The organism is Vibrio sp. ES.051, from assembly GCF_002563795.1.
Classification (GTDB): domain Bacteria; phylum Pseudomonadota; class Gammaproteobacteria; order Enterobacterales; family Vibrionaceae; genus Vibrio.
The window spans coordinates 461,052-480,631 of the sequence record NZ_PDJL01000004.1 but is presented as its reverse complement, the minus strand read 5'-3'; the positions used below and the strand labels follow the sequence as shown (position 1 = coordinate 480,631).

The 19,580-nt window shown below is 44.6% G+C and carries 16 protein-coding genes and 2 tRNA genes; 3 read left to right on the top strand and 15 right to left on the bottom strand.

The genetic code is table 11. From position 1 onward, the window contains the following. Positions 1-104: 104 nt before the first annotated feature. The 3 genes from ATG66_RS08610 to ATG66_RS08600 all read left to right on the top strand — a co-directional run bounded on the left by ATG66_RS08610 (position 105) and on the right by ATG66_RS08600 (position 4,190). On the top strand, positions 105-2,144 hold the full coding sequence (locus ATG66_RS08610) for an EAL domain-containing protein (RefSeq protein ID WP_098414904.1): 2,040 nt from the start codon (positions 105-107) through the stop codon (positions 2,142-2,144). 133 nt (positions 2,145-2,277) lie between these two features. After that, complete coding sequence (ubiU, locus tag ATG66_RS08605; protein ID WP_098414903.1) at positions 2,278-3,291, top strand: ubiquinone anaerobic biosynthesis protein UbiU; 1,014 nt, start codon at positions 2,278-2,280, stop codon at positions 3,289-3,291. A gap of 20 nt (positions 3,292-3,311) precedes the next feature. Further along, complete coding sequence (locus ATG66_RS08600) at positions 3,312-4,190, top strand: U32 family peptidase (RefSeq protein WP_179885675.1); 879 nt, start codon at positions 3,312-3,314, stop codon at positions 4,188-4,190. Positions 4,191-4,241: 51 nt separating this feature from the next. Here the strand turns inward: ATG66_RS08600 and ATG66_RS08595 are convergent, their stop codons facing one another. The 15 genes from ATG66_RS08595 to folP form a co-directional block, all read right to left on the bottom strand. Next, positions 4,242-5,588, bottom strand: coding sequence for an MATE family efflux transporter (locus tag ATG66_RS08595; protein WP_098414902.1), 1,347 nt, complete (start codon positions 5,586-5,588; stop codon positions 4,242-4,244). 130 nt (positions 5,589-5,718) lie between these two features. After that, complete coding sequence (locus tag ATG66_RS08590; RefSeq protein ID WP_098414901.1) at positions 5,719-6,150, bottom strand: MarR family winged helix-turn-helix transcriptional regulator; 432 nt, start codon at positions 6,148-6,150, stop codon at positions 5,719-5,721. Positions 6,151-6,243: 93 nt separating this feature from the next. After that, entirely contained in the window at positions 6,244-7,164 is a 921-nt protein-coding gene (gene nlpI / locus ATG66_RS08585; RefSeq protein WP_098414900.1) for a lipoprotein NlpI, read from the bottom strand. Positions 7,165-7,344: 180 nt separating this feature from the next. After that, on the bottom strand, positions 7,345-9,480 hold the full coding sequence (pnp, locus tag ATG66_RS08580) for a polyribonucleotide nucleotidyltransferase (RefSeq protein ID WP_098414899.1): 2,136 nt from the start codon (positions 9,478-9,480) through the stop codon (positions 7,345-7,347). A gap of 292 nt (positions 9,481-9,772) precedes the next feature. Beyond that, positions 9,773-10,042 (bottom strand): 30S ribosomal protein S15, encoded by a 270-nt coding sequence (rpsO, locus tag ATG66_RS08575; protein WP_098414898.1) that lies wholly within the window; start codon positions 10,040-10,042, stop codon positions 9,773-9,775. Positions 10,043-10,183: 141 nt separating this feature from the next. Continuing rightward, the gene (truB, locus tag ATG66_RS08570; protein WP_098414897.1) at positions 10,184-11,137 is read right to left on the bottom strand and encodes a tRNA pseudouridine(55) synthase TruB; all 954 of its coding nucleotides are present in this window, start codon (positions 11,135-11,137) and stop codon (positions 10,184-10,186) included. Beyond that, on the bottom strand, positions 11,137-11,553 hold the full coding sequence (gene rbfA, locus ATG66_RS08565) for a 30S ribosome-binding factor RbfA (protein ID WP_098414896.1): 417 nt from the start codon (positions 11,551-11,553) through the stop codon (positions 11,137-11,139). Before rbfA ends, truB begins: the two co-directional genes overlap by 1 nt. Positions 11,554-11,663: 110 nt before the next feature. Then, entirely contained in the window at positions 11,664-14,369 is a 2,706-nt protein-coding gene (gene infB, locus ATG66_RS08560; protein WP_098414895.1) for a translation initiation factor IF-2, read from the bottom strand. A gap of 22 nt (positions 14,370-14,391) precedes the next feature. Beyond that, positions 14,392-15,879, bottom strand: a complete 1,488-nt coding sequence (gene nusA / locus ATG66_RS08555) for a transcription termination factor NusA (RefSeq protein ID WP_098414894.1) — start codon at positions 15,877-15,879, stop codon at positions 14,392-14,394. Positions 15,880-15,915: 36 nt separating this feature from the next. Beyond that, the gene (rimP, locus tag ATG66_RS08550) at positions 15,916-16,371 is read right to left on the bottom strand and encodes a ribosome maturation factor RimP (RefSeq protein WP_098414893.1); all 456 of its coding nucleotides are present in this window, start codon (positions 16,369-16,371) and stop codon (positions 15,916-15,918) included. Positions 16,372-16,593: 222 nt separating this feature from the next. Beyond that, positions 16,594-16,670 (bottom strand) — tRNA-Met (locus ATG66_RS08545). A 56-nt stretch (positions 16,671-16,726) separates the two neighbouring features. Continuing rightward, a tRNA-Leu gene (locus ATG66_RS08540) sits at positions 16,727-16,810 on the bottom strand. Between the two features lie 16 nt (positions 16,811-16,826). Then, positions 16,827-17,165, bottom strand: a complete 339-nt coding sequence (gene secG / locus ATG66_RS08535; protein ID WP_098415877.1) for a preprotein translocase subunit SecG — start codon at positions 17,163-17,165, stop codon at positions 16,827-16,829. A 221-nt stretch (positions 17,166-17,386) separates the two neighbouring features. Then, positions 17,387-18,727, bottom strand: a complete 1,341-nt coding sequence (gene glmM, locus ATG66_RS08525; protein ID WP_098414892.1) for a phosphoglucosamine mutase — start codon at positions 18,725-18,727, stop codon at positions 17,387-17,389. Between the two features lie 19 nt (positions 18,728-18,746). Continuing rightward, positions 18,747-19,577, bottom strand: a complete 831-nt coding sequence (gene folP / locus ATG66_RS08520; RefSeq protein WP_098414891.1) for a dihydropteroate synthase — start codon at positions 19,575-19,577, stop codon at positions 18,747-18,749. Positions 19,578-19,580 lie beyond the last annotated feature (3 nt).

Below are 19,580 nucleotides of genomic sequence, written 5' to 3'. Positions count from 1 at the left end.
AAGAACTGCACAGTCTTGATAATAGGCTAAGGCTAGCTTGACGGGGTGTCGCTTTTTAGTACACGGACGAGTAATCTGGCTCATTGGAGATCGGTCATACCCTAATGCCTTCCCTGCAATTACAATATTGGTTTGCCACGCTAACCTCAAATAGCCCTTTCTTCTTTGCTATTCTTGATAAAAATCACAATTATCGGATGGTGAGTGATCGTTACTGCGATATTGCAGGGTTAAGTAACGAAGAAATGGTGGGGTTAAACGATTGCGAAGTGATGGGAGAGCAGTTTTATAAAAAGCTTGCGCCTTATTATCAACGCGCGTTTAAAGGGACCCATGTCGAAGCAGAAATCACGCTCGATGAAACCGTTCTTGAGACCAGCCTTCACTTTAGCCTATCGCCCGTCTTTGAGGGTAATGATATTCGGTTTGTGGTTTTCCATGCCGTTGATACTTCCGAAAAACAAATCTTAGTCCGTTCTTTAGAAGAAGCCGAAAGCAAGTTTGCTAAATTAACTCAACTATTGCCAGACGGCCTGTTACTGATCGAAGATGACGTCATCATATCAGCAAACCCTGCATCGGCACGCTTGCTAGGATTTCACTCTCCGCACGAATTATTAGGCGAAGAATTGAACCGTCTATTCATCGATCAAAACACCAAGCAAGCGTTTAGCCATCGGTTAAGCACTCTAATTACAGATAAAACCTTTACCTGCTTAACTGGCGCAAGGTGCGGTTTTGAGCGTAAAGTGCAATTACATGCTGACTCGACAGCGATATTGGGGCGTGCATCCAAAATCATTCTGATCCAAGATGCCGATGAAACACCAAAGCATTTATCTTCCGCGTCCAATGAAGACGCGCACCTTGATTCGCTGACTAAGCTATATAACCGTTTTGGCTTTAGTAAACGTCTTGAACTGCTTATTAAAAGTCAAACTCCGCTGCTGGTATTTTATTTAGATATCGATAACTTCAAAAACATCAACGACTCCTTAGGCCACCACATCGGTGACAAAGTGATTCAAGAAGTCTCGGCCCGTCTCAAACGATCGTTACCAAACCAAGCCATTATTGGTCACTTGGGGGGGGATGAGTTTGGCATTATCCTGCCAGAGCCAGAAAATACACGCATGGCCGAGATTCTATCAGAACGTATTATCGCTTTAATCAATCAGCCTTTTGATTTGCATCACTTCAGCAAACGCCTCGCGTGTTCGATTGGTAGCGTACGGTATCCCGAAGATGGACAAGACGCGCGAATATTGCTGCAAAATGCCGATACCGCCATGTATGAAGCAAAAGACCGTGGACGCAACCGTCTGATAAAGTTTAACGATCAGATGAACAAAGAAGCGCGTATGCGTTTGTGGCTCGAGATTGAATTGCAAAAGGCCTTACAGCAAAATGGCTTAGAAGTGTGGTATCAACCAAAAGTCAACGCTCGTGATTTTAGCATCAATGGCGCCGAGGCCCTGGTGCGTTGGAAACACCCAGTTGAAGGCTATATCAGCCCTGGCTCATTCATCCCCGTTGCCGAGCGAGCTGGGCTCATAGAGCATCTCGGGCGAGTGGTGATGCGTGAAGTGTTCAACACCGTTAAACGTTGGAAGCAGCAAGGCATTTTACCCGGTCGCATTGCCATCAACCTATCTCCAGAACAGTTTGGTAACCCTCAATTGATCGACTTTATGGAGAAGCTACTGCGTACAACCGAACTGGATCCAAGCTGTATCACCTTTGAACTAACGGAAAGTGCGGTAATGAGTGACAGCGAACACACGCTGCAAATGCTCAATGCAATAAAAAAGCTCGGCTTTGCCCTATCCATCGATGATTTTGGTACCGGTTATTCGTCTCTGTCTTATTTGGCTCGTTTCCCGATTGATGAGCTGAAAATCGATCGCGCCTTTATCAATGACATCGACACCTTAGCCAAACAAGTAACGGTAATTGAAAATATCATTAACTTAGGAAAATCTCTTGATTTAACAGTTGTTGCTGAAGGGGTTGAAACCCACCTGCAAGCCACATTGCTTTCCAATCTTCAGTGCAATTCGATTCAGGGCTTCCATTTTTACCGACCACAACCAAAACACGAAATTGAAGAATTGTTTGTCCAAAACCGTCGCCACAAAAACTAACTCCAGCCAAGTCCCCTTACTCTCAAGAGGTAAATCTCTAATTTATTGAACTAAACCTAACTTAGGTCAATTTAGCTATTAATAATTCTTCATAAAATGCGGACACCTTTTTATTCTCAATGATTGTGAGCATATGGAACTCTTGTGTCCCGCGGGTAACCTGCCTGCGTTAAAAACCGCAATAGATTGCGGTGCAGATGCCGTTTACATTGGCTTCAAAGACGATACCAACGCTCGTCACTTTGCTGGTCTAAACTTTAACGGTAAAAAGTTAGAAAAAGCGGTCCAGTACGTTCACGACCGCAACAAGAAAATTCACGTCGCGTTGAACACCTTTGCCCATCCTAATGGCTTTGAACGCTGGACTAACGCGGTAGATAATGCGGCTGCACTCGGTGTTGATGCGTTGATTGTCGCTGACATTGCAGTACTTGAATACGCCGCTCGAAAATACCCTCAGATTGAACTGCACCTTTCTGTACAAGCTTCCGTAACCAACGTTGCAGCGATCAATTTTTACCAACAAAACTTCAACGTGAAACGCGTGGTTCTGCCCCGCGTACTGTCGATCCAACAGGTAAAACAACTCTCACGCAACGTCACCAGCGGTGTTGAACTTGAAGTTTTTGCGTTTGGTAGTTTATGCATCATGTCGGAAGGTCGTTGCTATCTTTCATCATACATGACTGGTGAGTCACCAAACACTGTGGGCGCATGCTCTCCTGCCAAGTATGTTCGTTGGCAAGAAACCGAACAAGGGCTTGAATCACGCTTAAACAATATCCTTATAGATCGTTACTGCGCAGGTGAAAACGCTGGTTACCCTACACTGTGTAAAGGACGCTTCGAGGTCGAAATTGAAGGTGAGAAAAAACGCTACCACGCATTAGAAGAACCAACCAGTTTGAACACCCTTTCCATGTTGCCTGAATTATTCGCGGCAAACGTCGCGTCAGTGAAAATTGAAGGCCGTCAGCGCAGCCCAGCTTATGTAGAGCAAGTGACCCGAACATGGCGTGCGGCAATTGACCGCTACCAAACCAATCCAGCGGCTTACCAAGTTGAAGCCGCATGGGATGCGACACTCGCAAATGTGTCGGAAGGAACGCAAACCACCTTAGGTGCTTACCACCGTAAATGGCAGTAGAGGTTAAGATGGATAACTCAATGAAATACGCACTTGGCCCACTACTCTATTTTTGGCCAAAACAAGATGTAGAAGCCTTCTACCAACAAGCAAAACACAGTTCTGCGGACATTATTTACTTAGGTGAGTCAGTGTGCTCTAAACGCAGAGAGATGAAACCAGCCCACTGGTTGGAAATCGCAAAAGACTTATCAGCATCAGGTAAGCAAGTCGTGATCTCTACGATGGCGCTACTAGAAGCACCGAGTGAAGTAAACATCATGAAGAAGTACATCGATAACGGTGACTTCGCCATAGAGGCCAATGACGTATCGGCGGTTCAATTGGCATCAGAGCATAAAGTGCCTTTCGTCGTTGGCCCTGCAATCAATACTTATAATGCACACACGCTAAAATTATTTTTGAAGCAAGGTATGATTCGCTGGTGCATGCCTGTCGAGCTCTCTCGCGAATGGTTAAGCGATACTTTAGTTCAGTGTGATGAGCTTGGTATTCGCAACAAATTTGAAGTTGAGGTATTTAGCCACGGTTATTTACCTTTAGCTTATTCCGCTCGCTGTTTTACAGCCCGAGCTGAAAACCGAGCTAAAGATGATTGCGAAACCTGTTGTATCAAATACCCTACGGGTATCCAGGTCAGTAGCCAAGAAGGACAGGAAGTCTTTAATCTTAACGGTATTCAGACACAGTCAGGATATTGTTACAATCTGATCAATGACTTACCAAGTATGAAAGGGCTGGTTGATGTGGTCCGCTTAAGTCCTCTCGGTGTGAGCACGCTTTCTGAGTTAGAGCATTTCCGTTCCAACGAAAATAACGAACATCCAGAAAAACTTGAAAGCCGTCAATGCAACGGTTACTGGCATCAATTGGCTGGGCTGGAAGTGAAAATTATTTAACGGAAAACAAAAAGCGAGGCTATATCCTCGCTTTCCTACCTCTATACCCATTTAACAAATTGGTGCACTTGGTTCAGCCGAGCTTTCATGCAGTAGTTTCTTCACATCTCGCCATAACATACTGACCACCACCAAACTCAATGCAATATTGGATAACGGGAAGGCAAGCCAAATACCTGTCACTCCGAATATTTTTGGCATAATGAATAAGAATGGTAGCTGGACTAACATATTACCAAGTGTCACAAACATCGCTTTACTGCCTTTGTTAACCGACTGGTAGTAAGCCGCTGCCACGACTAAGAATCCATCTAAAAACAGCGCAAACATATGTAAGCGAATCCCCATGACAGTACTTTTAATCAGTTGCTGATCGGCATTGTTAAATACTGAAACCAATTCATACGGGAAGATATTCATGAAAATAACAAATACCACGCCACCAAGTACGGAAGTGCCCATCGCAATTTGCAGTAACTTTCTAATATTTTCTTGATTACGTGCTCCGTGGTTAAAACTCACCAACGGCTGCATACCATTGGCAATACCTTCTGCAATCAGGTAATAAACCGTCACAATATAACCCAATATCGCGTAAGCCCCGATTAACACTGTACTTCCATACTGAGCAAATAACGCGTTATGAAGTGCCACCATAACGGAGCCATAAGCGTACATAAAGAAACTTGAGGTACCAATCGCCAATATCTTTGGAACCACAGCAAGTTTTATTGTTAAGTCCTTGATGCTCAAACGCAACTTAGCTTTTGAAGTAAAGAAATACCCCACACCAAGCACGGTAACCACCAATTGTGCCAGCGCCGTAGCAATGGCCGCTCCGGTTAACTCCCAACCAAGCCAAGCAATAAAGACGAAATCTAGCACAATATTGAGCACAGCCCCGATCACCATCAAAATAGTAGCCAAATTAGGGTTATCATCATTGCGAAGTAAAAACGGTACTGCAATAGACCCAAGTGTAAACACACACGCTACGATCAGAATGTGCAAGTACTGAAGAGCAAGCTCATAAACGTGTCCTTCGGCCCCCTGCCAGCGTATAAACTCATCAGAAAAGCAAAACAGTATCGTGGCAACAATGGGCATCAAAGCAGTTAATAACAACAAACCTGTCGCTAGCACTCGCTTAGCCCCTACTTTGTCTTGCTCTCCCTGTTTAATAGCAGCCAACGCTCCGGTACCCACACCAACCATCATACCAATACCAAGTATCGACCCTATGATTGGCCACGCGACATTAATGCCAGCTAACCCATCAGCACCGACATAACGCCCGATAAAAATACCATCGACCACTTGATACAAACCGTTTACCAGCATTGCAGCCACGGTTGGTATCGTATACCGCCAAAACTGCCTATAAATTAAGTTTTGCATGACTACCACCAATAGTTAGCAAGCCTAACTATTTAATTAGTCAGGCTAACTAAATAGTTATACAAATTACGGTTAAACCAAAACATCAGCCCCATCGCTGTAGAAAGTGTTCCTCAACGACGTACTATTATTATGGGTTAGTACTCGGGGGATTATTCAACGATTTATTCAGTAACATTTGCAATTGCTCAGCTTCTTGCTGAGTCAGATGTTGCATCATTTGCGCAGAAATATCTTTATACACCACTTGTTCTAAAGACATTTTCTCTGCAACGTCTTCTGTAAGCAAAACACGCTTTGATCGAGCATCTTCATTACATGCGATACGTTTGACCAAACCTTTTTTTTCCAAACGGACAACCATCGTCGATGCAGATGGTTTAGTGACTTGTAACTCGTCTGCAAGATCCGTGATTCGCACGCCTTCAGGGTACACTTGAATCACACGTAAATAATCGAACTCATTAAAGCTTAAGTGTGATAATGGATCTTCTTTGGCATACACACGCCAAGCTTTAGCGCAAAAACGCTCTAGATCTATCAAGCTTTCTTCTAATGCCATAAAAGCCCCTTAGTTAGCAAGGCTAACCATTTTAATCGTGACCGCTCCTAAGTTCAATCATAAAAAAAACCGCTCTCATGAAGCGGCTCTATATCATTCGATTTCTTGCTGACCAGCAGCTTTTAACTGAGCAAGTTTATCTTGCTGTAATTGATCGTAGATTTGCGCCAGTTCCAAGAAGGAATATCGGTGTTCTACGTAGTCGTAGACATTGAAAGAAATCGCGAGCTTATACAGAGAGATTGCGCTTGCGATGTCACCTTCAAGCTGATTACGTTTTCCAAGGTAAAAGTAAGTTTCTGTCAATCTTTCAGCAAGGCGATAGTTCTCCCTCGTTCCATCCATGATGGCTTTCAATGCGTCTTCATCTGAGACATCACGCAACATTATAGCCACGAGAACCCATCCCCACTCTTCACTACGATCGCGCAGGTAACGCTGCTGAAGATTGGCTTTTGCTTGTTCAGGATTTAGCTCGGCCTCGATAATATATAACCATAAAGAACGAAATGGGTCTGTCGGCATTTCTTGGTAATGCTTGGTCATATCTTCCAAAGCAAGGTCAATTCTGCCGCCGTAATATAATGCGACCGCACGATTACGCTCAGCATAAGTATTATCAGGCGCTAACTCTATCGTCGAGTCAAAGGCTTCATAAGCGGCATCAAACTCACCAACTTGGGTGAAATATATTCCCAATAAATTGAAAATATCCGGCTGAGCCGGGTTCAACTGTAAAGACTGGTTAAAGTCCAAACGAGCAAGATCACGCAAACCAACACTATCGTAGTAACTTCCACGCTCATAATGCATTTTGGCACGCACTTCATCATTGAGATCAGGGCGCTGTAAAAGCTGTGATAAACGCGCAATTTGTACTTCTTGTTGAACGCTAGGTTGCAGTGGTACCGCCATTGGTGGGTAAAGCCACTTTTGTGCTAATGGCTGAGAAGTATTTACACAACCGGTCAGCGCGATAGCAACACATAAACTTGCGGTTTGAAACCATTTCACTAATTGATACTCCTGTTTGGACCGCTCAAGGTTAGTTTCTTTTAATGCCCTATAGGATTTAACCTCGTGTGAGGTTAAGCACGGCGAAGCAAACTAAAAAAAGGGGAGCGAAAATGCTCCCCTTTTATAACATGCTTTCAGGCCCTTAATCTAATAAAAGGCCGAAAGTCTCGCTTTGGATTACTCGTCTTTTGCTGCAGGAGCTTCTGCTACTGCTTCTTCAACAGGCTTCTCTACCGCTTCTTTCATGCTTAGACGAACACGGCCTTGACGGTCAATCTCAAGAACTTTAACTTGAACTTCTTGACCTTCAGCGAGGTAGTCCGACACTTTCTCAACGCGTTTTTCAGCAATTTGAGAGATATGAACGAGACCATCTTTACCAGGAAGAACCGTTACGAATGCACCAAAATCAGCAAGACGTGCCACTTTACCTGTGTAGATACGACCAACTTCAACTTCAGCAGTGATCTCTTCAATACGACGAATCGCTTCTTTCGCAGCAGTGCCTTCAGTCGCCGCAATCTTGATCGTACCGTCGTCTTCAATTTCGATAGTTGTCCCTGTCTCTTCTGTTAGAGCTCGGATAACTGCACCACCTTTACCGATAACGTCTTTGATCTTCTCAGAGCTGATCTTCATTGTGTGAATGCGTGGAGCGAACTCAGAGATATCGTCACGAGCACCAGAAATCGCTTCATCCATTACAGATAAGATATGTTTACGTGCACCTTGTGCTTGGTTCAGCGCAATTTGCATGATTTCTTTAGTGATACCTTCGATCTTGATGTCCATTTGAAGTGCAGTGATACCAGTGTTAGTACCTGCTACTTTAAAGTCCATATCACCTAGGTGGTCTTCGTCACCGAGGATGTCAGAAAGAACAACAAAATCGTCGCCTTCTTTAACAAGACCCATTGCAATACCTGCAACAGATGCTTTGATTGGCACACCTGCGTCCATAAGCGCAAGAGAAGTACCACATACAGAAGCCATTGAAGATGAACCGTTAGATTCTGTGATTTCCGATACAACACGTATTGTGTATGGGAATTCATCAACCGATGGCATTACTGCCGCAATACCGCGTTTCGCGAGTTTACCGTGGCCGATTTCACGACGCTTAGGTGAACCTACAAAACCTGTTTCACCTACACAGTATGGAGGGAAGTTGTAGTGTAGTAGGAAATGAGATTTCTTCTCGCCGGTTAGCTCATCAATAATTTGAGCATCACGTTGAGTACCTAAAGTTGCTGTCACTAGAGCCTGTGTTTCACCACGAGTGAACAGAGCGCTGCCGTGGGTACGTGGAAGAACGCCAGTGCGTACGTCTAGCGCACGAACCATGTCTTTCTCACGACCGTCGATACGTGGGTTACCAGCAATGATGCGACCACGTACAACGTTTTTCTCAAGAGAACCAAGCATCTTCTTGATTTCCATCTCGTCTTGCTCTTCGTCTTCAGCAAGAATTGCTGCAATAACGTCAGACTTGATAGCACCTACTTGCTCGTAACGAGCCATTTTTTCAGTGATTTGATACGCTTCTGTCAGACGTGTTTCTGCAAGCTCAGTGATTTTCGCTTTAAGTCCAGTGTTGACTGCTGGCGCCTCCCACTCCCAAGCTGGAGCGGCAACTTCAGCTTTGAACTCGTTGATAGCGTTGATAACAACTTGCTGTTGGTCGTGACCGTAAACCACAGCGGCTAGCATTTGTTCTTCAGTTAAATTATCCGCTTCAGATTCAACCATTAGTACTGCTGATTCTGTACCCGCAACAACTAAGTCAAGAAGAGAGGTTTCTAACTCAGTTTGGCTTGGGTTTAGAACAAGTTGACCGTCAATGTGACCAACACGTGCCGAACCGATAGGACCGTTGAACGGAATACCAGAGATAGCAAGCGCAGCAGATGTACCAATCATTGTTGGGATGTCTGGCTGAACATCTGGATTAACCGATACTACCGTTGCAATTACTTGTACTTCATTCTTGAAACCCTCTGGGAATAGAGGGCGAATTGGACGGTCGATTAAACGAGCCGTTAGCGTTTCACCTTCAGAAGGTCGACCTTCGCGTTTAAAGAAGCCACCAGGAATTTTACCCGCAGCGTAAGTACGCTCTTGGTAATTGACCGTTAGTGGGAAAAAGTCTTGACCTGGAGAAGCTTCTTTCTTGCCTACAACTGAAACGAATACGGCTGTATCGTCCATTGTAACCATTACTGCGGCCGTAGCTTGACGTGCGATAACGCCAGTCTCTAGAGTAACTGTGTGATTACCGTACTGGAACGTTTTAACAACTGGTTTTTCGAACATTATTATTCCTTGTTTCTAATCTTCCCTTAATAAATAAGGAAATCTTAGAGTGTGTTAATTGACACTCAAACATTACGAATCGCGACTAGTAAAAAGAAACTCGAAAATTCCTTTTGAATAGTCGCGACCTTTTGGTCGACGTGGTTGACTGTAATGCAATGAGCTTTTTGTGGAAATCTCTTACGAGATTTAGCCGCCAGTATTATAACGGCATTAGTCGGATTTGGCTAAATTTAGGCAACAAAAAAGGGGCACAAAGCCCCTTTTTAGACAAACTGCTATGCGGTCGCTATTAGCGACGTAGGCCTAGACGTTTGATTAGGTCTTGGTAGCGAGCTAGATTTTTACCTTTTAGGTAGTCTAGAAGCTTACGACGACGAGAAACCATGCGTAGAAGACCACGACGGCTGTGGTGATCGCCTTTATGCGCTTTGAAGTGACCTTGTAGATGGTTGATAGAAGCGGTAAGTAGAGCTACTTGAACTTCTGGTGAACCAGTGTCGCCTTCGCCTTGTGCGTAATCTGCAACGATTGCTGCTTTAGTTTCTGCATTCAGAGACATCATTCTCTCCTAATAAGAGTAAGTTAGTATTTGTGCCAGCCAATCTCTGATTCAGCCGACACGAGAAGCGCGAATTATAGGGAAGTTTCCTATCTCGTGCAATATAAAAATACCGGCAATTAGGTCGATATTTCCTATCATTTAGTCGGGTGTCACCTCATCACGAAAAACGACCAGTCGCTTAGGCGCAATCTTACCGTCTTCGCTCATCTCACCAACACCAATAAACAAACGCTCTTCTCCCATCGTCAGGCGAAGAGGGCCTTCTGTAGGAGCACCAAAAACTTGAACTGGTTGACCATGCTGAACCATATCAGCAAGATCGGGGACCAAATTCACTTCAGGTAAGTCTTCGACTGCAGTATCCATTGGTAAAAGCAACGGATCTAGCAATTCTCGAGGCGTTTTTTCTTCACGGTGCGCCTGCTCTAGCAACTCATTCAGTTGTTCAAGCGTCACCATGTTATCGTAAGGGTATTTGGCCACTCCAGTACGTCGAAGCATGGTGACATGCGCACCACAACCTAGCATTTCACCAAGGTCGTCAATAATGGTGCGGATGTAGGTGCCTTTTGAGCAATGCACTTCCATCTCAACTTCATCCCCCTCAAAACGATGGAGGACGATTTCGTACACCGTAATTTTACGAGCTTCCCTTGGTACTTCAATACCTTGACGCGCATACTCATAAAGAGGTTTGCCTTGATATTTCAACGCCGAAAACATAGAGGGCACTTGATCAGACTCACCACGAAACTTCTCAATGCACACTTTAAGCTTTTCTTGATTGACGTCAACAGGGCGAGTTTCAACAACTTCGCCGTCAGAGTCTGAGGTATTTGTGCGCTCACCAAGTTTCGCTATCACACGATAACGCTTGTCAGAATCCAAAAGGAATTGAGAAAACTTCGTCGCTTCCCCCAAGCAGATTGGCAACATGCCCGTCGCTAATGGGTCCAATGCTCCTGTATGACCTGCTTTCTCAGCAAAGTAGATTCGCTTTACTTTCTGCAGAGCATCATTGGAAGAGATACCGGTTGGTTTATCCAACAGGATAACGCCATTAATTGGACGACCTTTACGACGACGAGCCATTAGTTATCTTCTCCATCCTGCTTTTGATCGTCTTCACGACCAGAATCTTCCTTTCTGCGCTTATCTTCACTGACGACCTCAGAAACAAGATTAGACATACGCATACCTTCAACAAGGGTATTGTCGTAGTAGAAACGGATTTCTGGTGTTAGACGTAAACGGATGCGTTTACCTAGCATCATACGAATATGGACTTCATGCTCACGAAGCGCTGCGAGACATGATTCTGGCGTTTGCTCGCCCACACAGAGGAAAGTAACAAATACTTTTGCGTAAGCGAGATCGCGAGAAACTTCTACGTCCGAGATCGTAACCATGCCTAGGCGTGAATCACGAACTTCACGTTGAAGGATCATCGCTAATTCTTTTTGCAGCTGCTGTGCAACGCGCTGCGTGCGGCTAAATTCTTTTGACATACCTTTACTCTTATATAGAAAGAATGGGGGGTTGGTCAAAGCCAGCCCCCCATGGTGTATTCAGCAACCAATTACTATTTATCTAAGGCGATATTAGTAATTTTAGTCCATTAGTCTAGAGTACGTTTAATCTCAATGATTTCAAACACTTCGATTTGGTCACCAACGCGAACGTCATTGTAGTTCTTAACGCCAATACCACACTCGTAGCCACTCTTAACTTCTTGAACGTCATCTTTAAAGCGACGAAGTGACTCTAGTTCACCTTCATAAATAACAACGTTATCACGTAGTACACGGATTGGGCTGTTACGCTTGATCACGCCTTCAGTAACCATACAACCGGCAATTGCACCCAATTTCGGTGACTTAAATACGTCACGTACTTGAGCAAGACCAATGATCTCTTGCTTGAATTCAGGAGCAAGCATACCGCCCATCGCCTGTTTCACTTCGTCAATCAATTGGTAAATGATTGAGTAGTAACGCAGGTCAACCGCTGCCGTTTCAACTGCACGGCGAGCTGATGCGTCAGCACGTACGTTAAAGCCAAGAATAATCGCATTAGATGCTTCTGCAAGCACTACATCTGTCTCAGTAATACCGCCAACACCAGAACCAACAATGTTCACTTTAACTTCGTCAGTTGATAGTTTCACCAACGAGTCTGCAATCGCTTCTACAGAGCCTTGAACGTCTGCTTTCAATACCACGTTAAGCTCAGCAACTTCCCCAGCCGCCATGTTAGAGAACATGTTCTCTAGTTTCGACTTCTGTTGACGAGCAAGTTTCACGTCACGGAACTTACCAGCACGGTAGTTTGCAACTTCACGCGCTTTACGTTCATCACGTACAACCGTCACTTCATCACCTGAAGAAGGCACACCTGAAAGACCCAGGATCTCTACCGGTATTGAAGGGCCAGCTTGTGTGATTTCTTGACCTAATTCATCACGCATTGCACGAACACGACCGTATTCTTGTCCACAAAGAACGATATCGCCTTTGTTCAGCGTGCCTGATTGAACAAGGACGGTTGCAACGGGACCACGACCTTTATCTAGGCGAGACTCAACCACAACACCAGTTGCCATGCCTTCTTCCACAGCTTTAAGTTCAAGAACTTCAGACTGAAGAAGGATTGCTTCTAGAAGACCATCGATGTTTGTGCCCTGCTTCGCAGAGATGTGAACGAATATGTTCTCACCGCCCCACTCTTCAGGGATGACGTTGTATTGAGCAAGCTCATTCTTAACGTTATCTGGGTTCGCACCTTCTTTATCAATTTTGTTTACAGCAACAATCAAAGGAACACCTGCTGCTTTTGCGTGCTGGATGGCTTCAACTGTTTGTGGCATTACACCATCATCTGCTGCAACAACAAGAACAACGATATCTGTCGCTTGAGCACCACGAGCACGCATCGCGGTAAACGCCGCGTGTCCAGGAGTATCAAGGAAAGTAATCATGCCGTTACCAGTTTCAACGTGGTATGCACCTATGTGCTGTGTAATACCACCGGCTTCGCCTGATGCAACGTGTGTACGACGGATATAGTCGAGTGTTGACGTTTTACCATGATCAACGTGACCCATAATAGTCACGACTGGAGCACGAGGAACAGCTTCCGCGTTAACGTCACGATCAGACAACACCGCTTCTTCCAGTTCATTCTCTTTACGAAGAACGGCTTTGTGACCCATTTCTTCAGCCACGAGTTGCGCGGTTTCTTGGTCGATAACTTGGTTGATAGTCGCCATTGCGCCCATCTTCATCATTACTTTGATAACTTCAGTCGCTTTAACCGACATCTTGTTAGCAAGTTCTGATAATACAATTGTCTCGCCAATCACAACGTCTTGTTTAGCAACCGTTGCTGACTTATCAAAGCCATGCTGCATTGAGCTCGGTTTAGCAAGTTTGCCTTTACGACCTCTTCCACCGCGTTGGTTACGACCACCGCGTGTTTTATCATCTCTACCTGAAGGTTTTTTCTTCTTACGACGACCAGCTTCTACTTTGCGATCTGCTTCATCTTCGGCTTCACGTGCGTATTGTGAAGTCGTTACATGGTAATCTGTATTTTCCATATCACCCTTTTTCTCTTCTGCAGCAGACCAACGCTCTTTATTCTTTTCAGCCAATTCGCGAGCTTCTTCAAGCTTGCGCTGACTTTCCTCTTCAGCCTTACGCTTAGCTTCTTCTTCCTGACGACGTTTAAGCTCGTCGGCCTCTTTTCGCGCTGCTTCTTGCTTAATTTTCTCTTCAGCATTACGTTGTGCTTTTTTACCAGCATCACGTTGTGCATTCGTATCTACGTCTCGTTTCGCTTTTTCTGCAGCTTCACGTTTCGCTTTTTCTTCAGCGTCACGTTTTGCTGATTCTTCAGCCGCACGTTTTACAGCTTCTTCAGCTTCACGTTTTGCTGCTTCTTCAGCTGCACGTTTTGCTGCTTCTTCTGCTTCACGTTGTGCTGCTTCTTCAGCTTCACGTTTCGCTTCATCCTCAATTGTGCTGCGCTTTACGTATGTACGTTTTTTGCGCACCTCAACTTGAACATCCTTACTCTTCCCGCCACCCGCATTTACACTGAGTGTGCTGCGAGTTTTACGCTGTAGCGTAAGGCGAGTCGGCTCTGAATCACCAGATTTATCACCGTGTTCTTTCTTGAGATGAGAGAGAAGCTTTTGCTTCTCTTCATCTGTAACATTGTCAGAGCTCGCCTTTTTAATGCCAGCGTCAGCAAGTTGTTCAATCAAGCGGTCGACTGGCGTACCAATCTCATCACTCAGTGCTTTAACTGTTAATTGTGTCATGCCCGCTTCCTCCTTGCCGAAATTATGCTTCTTCGCCGAACCAACAGATGTTACGTGCGGCCATAATTAGCTCACCTGCACGTTCTTCGGTCAGGCCTTCGATACCTTCTAAATCGTCAATACCTTGCTCAGCAAGATCTTCCAGTGTTGCTACACCTTTCGCTGCCAATTTAAATGCCATTTCACGCTCTAGACTTTCAAGAGCAAGTAAGTCTTCAGCAGGCTCTAAACCTTCAAAAGACTCTTCTTGTACTAGGGCGATTGTTGTTAGTGCATTTTTCGCACGACCACGTAGCTCTTCGATAAGTTCTTCAGTCAAACCATCGATCTCTAGCAACTCGTTAACCGGTACGTATGCAATCTCTTCTAGTGTTGAGAAACCTTCTTCAACAAGTAGTTGAGCAAAGTCTTCTTCAATATCTAGGTACTTCATGAAGTTTTCAATAGATGCTTGTGATTCTTCAGCGTGTTTTTTCTGAAGATCTGCAACTGTCATAACATTCAGCTCCCAGCCTGTTAATTGCGAAGCAAGGCGAACGTTTTGACCATTACGGCCAATTGCTTGAGCTAGGTTGTCAGCTTCTACCGCGATGTCCATGGAGTGCGCATCTTCATCAACGATGATAGAGGCAACATCTGCAGGGGCCATTGCATTGATAACAAATTGTGCTGGGTTATCGTCCCAAAGCACGATATCAATACGCTCACCACCCAGTTCACTAGAAACTGCTTGTACACGAGCCCCACGCATACCAACACATGCACCAACAGGATCAATACGCTTGTCGTTAGTCTTTACAGCGATCTTTGCACGAGAACCAGGATCTCGGGCCGCCCCTTTAAGCTCGATGATATCTTCTGCAATTTCAGGCACTTCAACACGGAACAATTCAGCCAGCATTTCAGGCTTTGAACGAGTGATGAATAGTTGAAAACCACGCGCTTCAGGAGCAACTTTGTATAGAAGACCACGTACACGGTCACCTGGACGGAAGTTTTCACGAGGAAGCTGGTCATCACGTAGGATGACGGCTTCCGCATTATTACCAAGATCAAGAACGACAGTGTCACGGTTCACTTTTTTAACAACACCAGTGATAAGGTCACCTTCGTTATCAATGAACTGTTCAACGATCTGTGCACGCTCAGCTTCACGAACTTTTTGTACGATAACCTGTTTCGCAGTTTGAGTCGTAATACGGTCAAACGTCACTGAATCGATTTCGTCTTCTAAGTAATCACCAAGCTCAATTGAGTCATCGTCATATTGCGCCGCTTCTAGCGAGATTTCTTTCGTTGGGTTTTCAACTTCGTCTACTACTAACCAACGACGGTAGGTTACGAACTCACCTGTTTTACGGTCAATAGCAACACGTACGTCGATTTCGATTTCGTATTTTTTCTTTGTAGAAGTTGCTAAAGCAATCTCAAGAGCCTCAAAAATACGCTCACGAGGTACCGCTTTTTCGTTCGATACCGCTTCTGCTACCGCTAAAATTTCTTTACTCATTATATTTAGCCTCTAAGCTTAAACTTTTTTAGGGAACTAAAATTTAGGGATCAGGTTAGCTTTTGAAATGTTACTTAAAGCAAACTCTTCTTGTTGACCTTCAACAGTAATAGTTACTGCTTCACCATCAACACTGTGGATAATACCGCTCCACTTACGACGGTTTGCTACAGCCATTTTCAATACGATGCTGACCTCGTGACCAATAAATTGCTCGTAATGTGCTGCTTTAAAAAGTGGTCTTTCTAAACCTGGAGAAGACACTTCTAGGCTGTAAGCAACAGAAATTGGATCTTCAACATCTAAAACCGCACTTACTTGGTGGCTAACTTCTGCACAGTCGTCCACATTGATGCCATTTTCATGGTCGATATAGATACGTAACGTTGAATGCGCGCCTGCACGAATGAATTCTAATCCAACCAACTCATAACCTGATGCCGCAACCGGCGCTTCAAGCATTTCAGTAAGTTGTTTTTCTAAACCAGTCATTTAAACCACTCCAGAAACAAAAAAAGGGCTCAGAGCCCAATCAAAAAACCAAGCAGTACCTGAGTATTTTCAAAACTCAGATAACAAAAAACCCCGATAGTCGGGGTTTATGCTGCTGGACCCTGATACGTTAAGAATAGTAGAAATACTTTTCTTAACTCGTAGCGTGGTTAGCACTACGCAAACTTGCCAATCTGCAATTTCTTATTTAAAGAAAGAGATTGGTTGCGGGGGCCGGATTTGAACCGACGACCTTCGGGTTATGAGCCCGACGAGCTACCAAACTGCTCCACCCCGCGTCCGACTTGCTGAGCATTATACTCTCAAACAAGTGATTTACAAGTTTGTAAATAAATGGTGCCGAGAGAGGGACTCGAACCCTCACACCTAAGGCACTAGCACCTCATGCTAGCGTGTCTACCAATTTCACCATCTCGGCATCAAAACCTTACAGCTTATTGAGGAATTTCATCACCCGCCGGGGCTGGAACTTCGCTCGCTGCATCCTTAACTTCTTCTACAACTGGTTGACCTAATGTTGGGTCTACCCATTGTGACTCGATCTTGTGTGTTGACATTCGACCAAGTAGTAAGCTAACGATAAAAAATACGGTTGCTAAAATAGCAGTTGTTCGGGTTAAAAAGTTACTTGAGCCACCAGCACCAAACACTGTGTTTGAGGCACCTGCACCGAACGAGGCTCCCATATCTGCGCCTTTACCTTGTTGAATCAACACAAGGCCAATTACACCAAGCGCTGCCAACAGGTAAACCACAAGTAGAACTGAAAACATTTTTTCCACCTATGTTCCAAATTGTTGAGCCAGCGCCGTTCTAAACTGTAATAGCGTTCACGAACAAAGCTAGCGACCTCCTAACGGGAGGCGGGGCAATATTAGCGAAAGCCAGTTACGCTGACAAGGAAAAATTAATAAAAAATCAGCACCAATCCGTTAAGCGCTCAAAAAAAGGGCAAAGGGTGCCCTTTCTTTCACTAAACACATTGAAGCAATGATTAGCAACTTGCTTTTACCGCTTCGGCGATTTTCAGTGCAGAGCTTTGAACTAACTCGCCATCTTCACCTTCCACCATAACGCGAATCAAAGGCTCTGTGCCAGATTTACGCAGCAATACACGTCCTTTATCGCCCAGCGTAGCTTCTACTTCGGCGACGGCATTGAGTACCGCTTGAGCTTCAAGAGGATTGCTTTCCCCTGCAAAGCGGACATTTTCTAGAATCTGAGGATACAACGTCATGCCTTGCGATAGTTCATGCAAAGACATATCACTGCCAACCACAGAAGCAAGCACTTGCAGTGCTGCAACGATCGCATCACCCGTGGTGACTTTATCTAATAAGATCACATGGCCTGAGTTTTCAGCGCCAATTTTCCAGCCTTTTTCTAACAGTTGTTCCATGACATAACGGTCACCAACAGCGGCACGTACAAACGGAATGCCTAGCTGCTTTAAACCATTTTCCATGCCCAAGTTAGTCATCAACGTACCAACTACACCACCCTTTAGCTCGCCACGACGAAGAGCATCACGAGCAATAATGTAAGCAATTTGGTCACCATCGACTTTGTTGCCAAGGTGGTCGACCATAATAATACGGTCACCATCACCATCAAATGCTAAACCAAGGTGCGCTTGCTCTTCAACAACACGCTTTTGAAGTGCACGAACATCTGTTGCGCCCACTTCTTCATTAATGTTGATGCCGTTAGGCTCTACGCCCATTGCAATAACTTCTGCGCCAAGCTCTTTGAAGACATTTGGAGCAATGTGGTACGTTGCACCATGCGCACAATCTACCACGATTTTAAAGTTAGCAAGACTCAATTCAGATGGAAAAGTACTTTTACAAAATTCGATGTAACGGCCTGCAGCGTCATTTAGACGAGTTGCTTTACCAAGCTCTGCAGACTCAACACATTCAATTTCTTTATCTAGTTCTGCTTCGATCGCCAACTCGATATCATCAGGTAATTTCGTGCCTTCAGAAGAGAAGAACTTGATACCATTATCGTAATACGGGTTGTGTGATGCTGAAATAACAATCCCAGCTTCTGCACGGAAAGTCTGAGTTAAATAGGCCACTGCAGGCGTTGGCATTGGTCCGGTAAAAGTGGCTTTAAGGCCAGCAGCAGCCAAGCCAGCTTCTAGTGCAGATTCAAGCATGTAGCCGGAAATACGCGTATCTTTACCGATAATAACTTTTTTTGTGCCTTGTTTTGCTAGTACACGACCAGCCGCCCAGCCAAGTTTAAGTACAAAGTCTGGCGTGATTGGATATTGTCCAACTTTACCACGCACACCATCAGTACCAAAGTAACGTCTTTTATTCGACATAAACTTTCCTTTGTTATTTTTAAATATTGCTTTTCGTCATTTCAACAATTTTCATCGCTTCAATGGTTTCTTCAAAGTCGTGAACTCGGATAATTTGCGCGCCTTTCATTGCTGCGATAGTGGCACAAACAACACTGGCGTTGATGCACTCCGCTGCAGGTTTATCTAATAGCTTGAAAAGCATGGATTTGCGAGACATCCCAGCCAAGATTGGCAAGCCAAACTCATGAAATTTATCAAGGTGAGCAAGCATGTGATAGTTGTGCTCTATTGTTTTGCCAAAACCAAAGCCTGGGTCGAGAATAAGTTGCGCTTTATCAATACCAACAGCTTCACACGCTGCAATACGCTCTTCTAGGAATGTCGATACATCTTCCATGAAATCATCGTAATGTGGGTTAGTCTGCATGGTTCTTGGCTGACCTTTCATATGCATTAGGCAAATTGGAAGTTTTGCTTTTGCTGCGACTTCGAGAGCACCAGGCTCTTGCAAAGCTCGAATGTCGTTGATTAAATCCGCACCAGCATCAATTGCTTGACGCATAACTTCAGCTTTACTCGTATCTACAGAGATCCATACATCATATTTTTCACGAATGGCTTTGATAACAGGTACCACACGTTGTAACTCTTCTTCTAAGGAAACCTCTGGGGCGCCGGGCCTTGTCGACTCGCCACCAACATCGATTATGCTTACGCCGGCATTAACCATTCTTTCCACTTGGGTAAGCGCCAACTCTAGCGAATTATATTTACCACCATCAGAGAAGGAATCTGGTGTTATATTGAGGATCGCCATGATATGTGGACGAGAAAGGTCTAAAGATTTGTTATTTGCTGTAATTATCATAAA